Annotated in this window: 6 protein-coding genes; 4 read left to right on the top strand and 2 right to left on the bottom strand. The window is 72.9% G+C overall.

Annotated features, from left to right (window positions below):
• Nucleotides 1–1843: tetratricopeptide repeat protein (locus E1298_RS51410; protein ID WP_131902789.1), on the top strand; the 1843-nt coding region annotated here is incomplete at its 5' end.
• Between the two features lie 83 nt (nucleotides 1844–1926).
• Nucleotides 1927–2631 (top strand): Crp/Fnr family transcriptional regulator, encoded by a 705-nt coding sequence (locus E1298_RS41045; protein ID WP_165975914.1) that lies wholly within the window; start codon nucleotides 1927–1929, stop codon nucleotides 2629–2631.
• 21 nt (nucleotides 2632–2652) lie between these two features.
• On the opposite strand, the gene E1298_RS41040 is transcribed toward E1298_RS41045, so the two are convergent.
• The gene (locus E1298_RS41040; protein ID WP_207945141.1) at nucleotides 2653–3399 is read right to left on the bottom strand and encodes a maleylpyruvate isomerase family mycothiol-dependent enzyme; all 747 of its coding nucleotides are present in this window, start codon (nucleotides 3397–3399) and stop codon (nucleotides 2653–2655) included.
• 119 nt (nucleotides 3400–3518) lie between these two features.
• Here E1298_RS41040 and E1298_RS41035 point away from each other — a divergent pair, with 119 nt between their 5' ends.
• Nucleotides 3519–4313, top strand: coding sequence for an MBL fold metallo-hydrolase (locus tag E1298_RS41035; protein ID WP_243726144.1), 795 nt, complete (start codon nucleotides 3519–3521; stop codon nucleotides 4311–4313).
• Nucleotides 4314–4538: 225 nt separating this feature from the next.
• Nucleotides 4539–7376, top strand: a complete 2838-nt coding sequence (gene uvrA / locus E1298_RS41030) for an excinuclease ABC subunit UvrA (RefSeq protein WP_131902785.1) — start codon at nucleotides 4539–4541, stop codon at nucleotides 7374–7376.
• On the opposite strand, the gene E1298_RS41025 is transcribed toward uvrA, so the two are convergent.
• A partial coding sequence (locus tag E1298_RS41025; RefSeq protein ID WP_165975913.1) for a LysR family substrate-binding domain-containing protein occupies nucleotides 7369–7722 on the bottom strand: 354 nt, incomplete at its 5' end. The genes uvrA and E1298_RS41025 overlap by 8 nt on opposite strands.

Raw genomic sequence — 7722 nt, 5'->3', positions numbered from 1 at the left:
GCGCCGTCCCGCGGTCCACGGGGGCGAGGCCCGGGGGCGCTCGTCCACCGCGGAGGCGCGGGCGGCGGGACTGGCGTGGTTCGAGTCCGAGCGCCGCAACCTGGTCGCGGCGGTGCACCAGGCGGCGCGGCTGGGGCTGCACCGCACGTGCTGGGAACTGGCCGACGCGTTGTTCGACTTCCAGGAGTTCCGGCGCTACAGCGAGGACAACATCGCCGTCCATCAGGCGGGGCTGCACGCGGCGCGCACCGAGGAGGACTGGGCGGCGGCGGCCGTCATGCTGCTCAACCTGGCCGTGGCGCACTTCGAGCTGGGCCGCTCGATGCAGGCGATCGGCTACGGCGAGGACGCCCGGCGCGGCTTCCGGGCCGTGGACCCGCCCGACCGGTACGGCGAGGCCGCCTCCCTGGCCACCCTCGCCGACGTCCACGCCGCCCTGGGCCGCTACCTGACGGCGATCGAGCCCGCGCGCCGCTCCCTGGCCATCCACGAGGAGCTGCGCGATGACGGGGGCGTCGCCAAGGGGCACGACACGCTCGCCCGCGCCCACCTGGGCCTCGGCGACTACGAGGCGGCGCTGGGCCACGCGAGGGAGGCGCTGGACGTCCGGCGCCGGATCGGCGACCAGCCGGGCGTGGCGGAGACCCTGCTGTCGGTCGCCCAGGTGCACCGCCGCCAGGGCAACGTCCACGAGGCGGTGTCGCACGCCCTGGAGGCCCTCTACATCCGCCAAGAGCAGGGCGACCGGCACGGCGCCGCGCAGGCGCTCACCGAACTCGCGCGGATGAACGCCTCGCTCGGGCTGCGCGACATGGCGCAGCGGGACGCCGACCAGGCGCTGCGCGCGTACCGGGCGCTGGGCGCGCGGCACGGGGAGGCGCGCGCGCTGACCACGCTCGGCATGCTGATGTGCGACGCCACCCGGTTCGCCGAGGCGTTCACCTACTGCGGCGAGGCGCTGCGCCTGCACCGCGACATCAGTGACCGGCACGGCGAGGCCGAGACGCTCGCCCAGATCGGGATCGTCCACTGGCGGCTCGGCCGCTACCGCGAGTCCCGCGAGCACCTGCTACGGGCCCTGGAGATCCGCCGCGAGATCGGCGACCAGCACGGCGAGGCCCACGACCTGGAGCACATGTCGGTGGTCATGCGCCGCCTGGAGCGCCACCAGGAGGCGTTCGTCCTCGGCCTGGAGGCCCTGGACCTGTGGCACCACCTCGGCGCCCAGTCGGGCCTGGCCGGGACGCTCGGCAGCCTGGCCCGCACCTACCTGCGGCTCGGGCTGCCCGAGGACGCCGAGCGCGCCGCCCGCCAGGCCCTGCGGATCCGCCGCGACATCGGCGACTGGTACGGCATGGGCGTCGGGATGGACACCTTCGCCGCCGTCCTGCGCCGCAGCGGCCGTCCGGAGGAGGCCCTGGAGATGGAACAGGACGCGCTGCGCGTGCTCGGCGAGGTCGGCGACCGGCACAGCGAAGGCACCGCCCTGGCCCACCTCGCCGACATCTACCTCGACCTCGGCCGCGCCGGCGAGGCCCTGGAGACCGGCCGCCGCGCCCTGGACCAGGCCACCGAGCTCGGCGACACCCGCGAGCAGGCGTACGCGCTGCACACCATGGCCTGCGCCTCCCAGCGGCTCGGCGAGCACGCCGACGCCGCCGAGCACTTCCGCACCGAGATCGTCATCCGCCGCGACACCGACGACCACCGCGGCCAGCGCCAGGCCCTGGAACTGCTGCGCGCCTCCCACCTGGCCCTCGGCGACCACGCCGCCGCCGCCGACTGCGCCCGCCGCGCACGCGCCCTCGACAAATGGCTGGAGGATTTGTCGCTGGAGGTGTGACCGGAGACGCAGTCCGCCGCCGCGCCGCCGGGTTCACTGGGACCGGGGCGTCATGCCCCTGCCCTGGCGGCGAGGAGGGCGCGATGGAGACCACCCGGTTCTGGGACGCGCTGCCCGCGCGGGCCCGGGAGGCGCTGCGGCGGGCGGGCACCACCGCGATGATCAGGCCGGGCGCCTTCCTCATGCGCGAGCACACCCGCGCGTCCCAGGTCTTCGTGCTGCGGGCAGGCGCGGTGCGGGTCTGGGTGGCCCGGGGCGGCGAGATCGCCATCCTGGACGTCCTCGGACCCGGCGACCTCGTGGGGGAGCTGGAGGCCGTCGACGGTGGGATCCGGCACGCCAACGTCGAGGCCCTCACGCCCGTGGAGGCGCTCGTCCTGCCCGCCGACCGGTTCCGGGGCGTCCTCGACGCCCACCCCGGCTCCGCCTGGGCGGTCGCGGGCGTCCTCGCCGAGCGGCTCCGCGACGCCAACGCGCTGCGCGTCGCCCACTTCCCCGACGACCCCGAGCACCGCCTGGCCACCCGCCTGCTCCGCCTCGTCGACCGCTTCGGCTCGCCCCTCAAGGAGGAGCGGCCGAACGGGGCGGCGGGCGCGCCCGGGGACGGCTACCGGGTCCAGGTCCCGGTCTCCCAGCACGACCTCGGCCGCTGGGCGGGCATGGGCCGCCGCAAGGTCGCCCAGATCCTCGCCGCCGCCCCCGTCCGCGACCGCGTCACCGTCGCCCGCAACATGATCGTCATACGCTCGGTCGACGCCCTCCACCGCCTAACCGGCAAAGACGACTGACCCCCGCCGACCAGGGATCCGCTAGAAGTCGGCAGGTTGATGGGGCCACGGTGGGGGAGTTGGGAGAGGGCCGTCCGGGCGGAGGGCGACGCCGGCGCCGTGCGAGCGGCCGCTCAGCCAGCCCAGCAGCGCCCGTCCCGAGCCGGACGCCTCCGGCCCGCCCGGCGTCCAGCCGAGGTCGGCGGACTCCCCGGAGTCGGTCGCGGTGATCCGGTACCCGGCGAGCCCCCCGCGCCGCCCCTCCGGGAGCGCCGCGATGTCCACGAGCGTGCTCGTCAGGGCCCACCGGACGTACGGCTCGGGCCAGTCGGCGGGCCCGTACCCGGCGGCGAGGTCGACGTGGTGCGCCTCCACCTCGTGCCAGCGGCGCAGCACGCTGTACCAGGCCGGGTGCGGCCAGCCCATCATCGCGCGGACGGGAGCGTTCCAGGCGTCCTCCGGCAGCGTCCGGGCCTGCTCGGTGAATCTCGCCGCCGACGCGCGCACGTCCTCGACCAGTTCGTCCCCGCTCCGCCCGGCGCCCTCCTCCAGGGCGGCGTTGCGCGCCTCCAGGCTCGGGTACTGCGGGATCTCCACGCCCGTCCGCGCCCATTCGAGCAGGTTCCACAGGGAGTCGGCGTTGCGGGCGATGTGGGTGGCCACATGCCCGCGGCTCCACCCCGGCAGCGCCGACGGGCCGCGCAGGTCCTGGTCGCTGAGCTTCGACAGCGTCCGCACGATGCGGTCGACGCCCAGATCCAGCTCGTCGATAACCCTCCGCCACTCCACCACGAGGCCCCCTCTGTCGCAGGAGGCTCCATCCTGTCGCACCCCGGAGGCCCGTGCCAGACGGGCCTCCCGCGCGTTCCGCCCCCTCCGTGCCGCCGTCCGGCGCCACAATGGTGATCATGGAGCTTCCGATCTGCGTCACCTGCGGCGTCCAGTACGCCGCGCCCCGTCCCGACTGCCCGATCTGCGAGGACGAGCGCCAGTACGTCGGCTGGAACGGCCAGGAGTGGACGACGCTGGAGCGGCTGCGCGCCGCGGGGCACCGCGCCCGGATCGAGGAGGAGGGCCCGGACGTCGTCGGGATCGGCACCGAGCCGTCCACCGCCATCGGCCAGCGGGCCCTGCTGCTGCGGGCGCCGTCCGGCAACGTCCTGTGGGACATGACCACCTACATCGACGACGACCTGGTCCGCCAGGTGAACGATCTGGGCGGCGTCGCGGCTATCGCGATCAGCCACCCGCACTTCTACGGGACGATGATCGAGTGGGCGCGCGCGTTCGACGCCCCCGTCTACATCCACGAGGCCGACCGCGCGTGGGTGGCGCGCCCGGACGACGCGGTGGTCTTCTGGTCGGGCGACACCCGCGAGCTGGGCGGCGGCCTCACGCTGATCAACGCGGGCGTGCACTTCGCCGGCGGCCAGGTCCTGCACTGGCGCGACGCCCGCGCCCTGTTCTCGGGCGACATCCTCCAGGTCGTCAACGACCGGGACTGGGTCGGCTTCATGTACAGCTACCCGAATCTCATCCCCGAGCGGCCCCGCACCGTCCGGCGCGCCCTGCGGCTGCTGGAGCCGTTCGCGTTCGACCGCGTGTACGGCGCCTGGTGGCGGAAGATCGTCTACACCGATGGGAAGGACGCCGTGCGGCGCTCCGCCGACCGCTACCTCGACTTCGCCCTGGACGACGGATAACCCCTGCTGGCGGACCCGTCGGGCGGGTTGTGGTGGCAGCGGTGTTCGAACACGTGTACGGTGCGATGGTGCCGCCCGGACCCTCGCGGGACGGGCGGGGAGCGCCATGAAATGCGCCGGCGACCACCGCTGTTATGGACTCGGGGGCAACTGTCGTACCCCCTGGCTACCCTGAAACCGACGTGTCCCGTCCCCGCGCCCAAGAAGAGGAACCGGAAGAACGCCGTGCATGACCGACTCATCGTGCGTGGAGCACGCGAGCACAACCTGAAGGACGTCTCGCTGGACCTCCCGCGAGACTCCATGATCGTGTTCACCGGTCTGTCGGGCTCCGGCAAGTCGAGCCTGGCGTTCGACACGATCTTCGCCGAGGGCCAGCGCCGGTACGTCGAGTCGCTGTCGGCCTACGCCCGGCAGTTCCTCGGCCAGATGGACAAGCCCGACGTCGACTTCATCGAGGGCCTGTCGCCCGCGGTGTCCATCGACCAGAAGTCGACCAGCAAGAACCCGCGGTCGACGGTCGGCACGATCACCGAGGTCTACGACTACCTGCGCCTGCTGTACGCGCGGATCGGGCACCCCCACTGCCCCGAGTGCGGGCGGCCGATCAGCCGGCAGGCGCCGCAGCAGATCGTCGACCGCGTCCTGGAACTGGACGAGGGCACCCGCTTCCAGGTGCTCGCGCCGGTGATCCGCGGCCGCAAGGGCGAATACCTGGAGCTGTTCCGCGAACTGCAGTCCAAGGGCTACTCGCGGGCGCTGGTCGACGGCCAGATGATCCGGCTGGACGAGCCGCCCAAGCTGAAGAAGCAGGAGAAGCACGACGTCTCCGTGGTCGTCGACCGGCTCGCCGTGAAGGACTCCGCGCGCCAGCGGCTCGCCGACTCCGTCGAGACCGCCCTGGGCCTCGCGGGCGGCACGATCGTCCTCGACTTCGTCGACCTCCCCGATGGCGACGAGAACCGCACGCGGATGTACTCCGAGCACCTCTACTGCCCCTACGACGACCTGTCGTTCGAGGAGATGGAGCCCCGGACCTTCTCGTTCAACTCGCCGTACGGCGCCTGCCCCGACTGCACCGGCCTCGGCACCCGCATGGAGGTCGACGCCGAGCTGGTCGTCCCGGACGCGGAGATCACCCTGGGCGAGGGCGCGATCCAGCCGTGGTCCAACGGGCATGTGAGCGACTACTTCCTGCGGCTGCTGTCGGCCCTCGGCGACGCCATGGGCTTCGACCTCAACACCCCGTGGGAGAAGCTGCCGGCCAAGGCGCGCAAGGCGATCCTGAACGGGCACGAGACCCAGGTCCACGTCCGCTACAAGAACCGTTACGGGCGCACCCGCTCGTACTACACCGCCTACGAGGGCGTGCTCCCCTACATCCACCGGCGGCACGCCGAGTCCGAGAGCGACTCCAGCCGGGAGAAGTTCGAGGGCTACATGCGGGAGATCCCGTGCCCGACCTGCAAGGGCGCCCGGCTCAAACCGGTCGTGCTCGCGGTCACCATGGGCGGGATGTCCATCGCCGAGGTCGCCTCGATGCCGATCGGCGAGGCGGCCAAGTTCCTGCTCGCCATGGAGCTGAACGAGCGCGAGACCCACATCGCCGAGCGCGTCCTGAAGGAGATCAACGCCCGGCTCGGGTTCCTGCTGGACGTCGGCCTCGACTACCTGACGCTCGACCGCGCGTCCGCGACGCTCGCGGGCGGCGAGGCGCAGCGCATCCGGCTCGCCACGCAGATCGGGTCCGGGCTCGTGGGCGTCCTCTACGTCCTGGACGAGCCGTCCATCGGCCTGCACCAGCGCGACAACCACCGGCTGCTGGAGACGCTGGTCCGGCTGCGCGACATGGGCAACACCCTGATCGTCGTCGAGCACGACGAGGACACCATCGCCGCCGCCGACTGGGTGGTCGACATCGGCCCGCGCGCGGGCGAGCACGGCGGCGAGATCGTCGTGTCCGGCACCGTCGACGACCTGCTGAAGTCCGAGCGGTCGCTGACCGGCGCCTACCTGTCGGGGCGCCGGGAGATCGCGGTCCCCCGGATCCGCCGCCCCCGGACCAGGGGCCGCGAGGTCACCGTCAAGGGCGCCCAGCAGAACAACCTCCGCGACGTCGACGTGGCGTTCCCGCTCGGCGTGCTCACCGCGGTCACGGGCGTGTCCGGCTCGGGCAAGTCCACGCTGGTCAACGACATCCTCTACAACTCGCTGGCCAAGCAGCTGAACGGCGCCCGGACGGTCCCCGGCAAGCACAAGCGGGTCAACGGCGTCGACCATCTCGACAAGGTCGTCCACGTCGACCAGTCGCCGATCGGCCGCACGCCGCGCTCCAACCCGGCGACCTACACCGGCGTGTTCGACCACATCCGCAAGCTCTTCGCGCAGACCACCGAGGCGAAGGTGCGCGGCTACCAGCCGGGCCGGTTCTCCTTCAACGTCAAGGGCGGCCGCTGCGAGAACTGCTCGGGCGACGGCACCATCAAGATCGAGATGAACTTCCTGCCGGACGTCTACGTCCCGTGCGAGGTCTGCCACGGCGCCCGCTACAACCGGGAGACCCTGGAGGTCCACTACAAGGGCAAGACGATCTCCGAGGTGCTCGACATGCCGATCGAGCAGGCCACGGCGTTCTTCGAGCCGATCAAGGCGATCCACCGGCACCTGCACACCCTCAACGAGGTCGGCCTCGGCTACGTCCGGCTCGGGCAGCCCGCGCCGACGCTGTCGGGCGGCGAGGCGCAGCGCGTCAAGCTGGCCGCCGAGCTGCAGAAGCGCTCGACCGGCCGCACGATCTACGTGCTGGACGAGCCGACCACCGGCCTGCACTTCGAGGACATCCGCAGGCTCCTCGGCGTGCTGAACGGGCTGGTCGACAAGGGCAACACGGTGATCGTCATCGAGCACAACCTCGATGTGATCAAGACGGCCGACTGGATCATCGACATGGGTCCCGAGGGCGGCTCGCGCGGCGGCACGGTCGTCGCCACCGGCACCCCCGAGGACGTCGCGAAGGTCGAGGCCAGCCACACCGGCCAGTTCCTCGCCAAGACCCTCAGCTGACGCCCTCGCGGCCGAGCCCCCGGACGACCTCCAGGAAGCCGCGGACGAGCGGGCCGGGCGAGGCGGGGTCCCAGACCGCGCCGACCCGCCACCCGGCCGCCGGGTGCCCGATCGGGGCCAGCGTGACCTGCGGCGGGGTGATCGGCCCCACGCCCGCCGGCACGAGCGCGCAGCCGACGCCCGCCGCCACCAGCGCGAGCACGGTCTGCAGGTCGTGCGCCTCCTGCACGACCGGCCCGGTGATCCCGGCGGCGTCCCGGAACCGCTCCACCTGGTCGGCCAGCCCCGGCCCCTTGACCCGCGCGAGCCGCACGAACGGCCACGCCCGCGCCCCGTCCACAAACCC

The organism is Actinomadura rubrisoli, assembly GCF_004349215.1.
In the GTDB taxonomy this organism is placed as follows: domain Bacteria; phylum Actinomycetota; class Actinomycetes; order Streptosporangiales; family Streptosporangiaceae; genus Spirillospora; species Spirillospora rubrisoli.
Note: the sequence above shows the minus strand (reverse complement) of the source record. Positions and strands in the feature narration are given on the sequence as shown.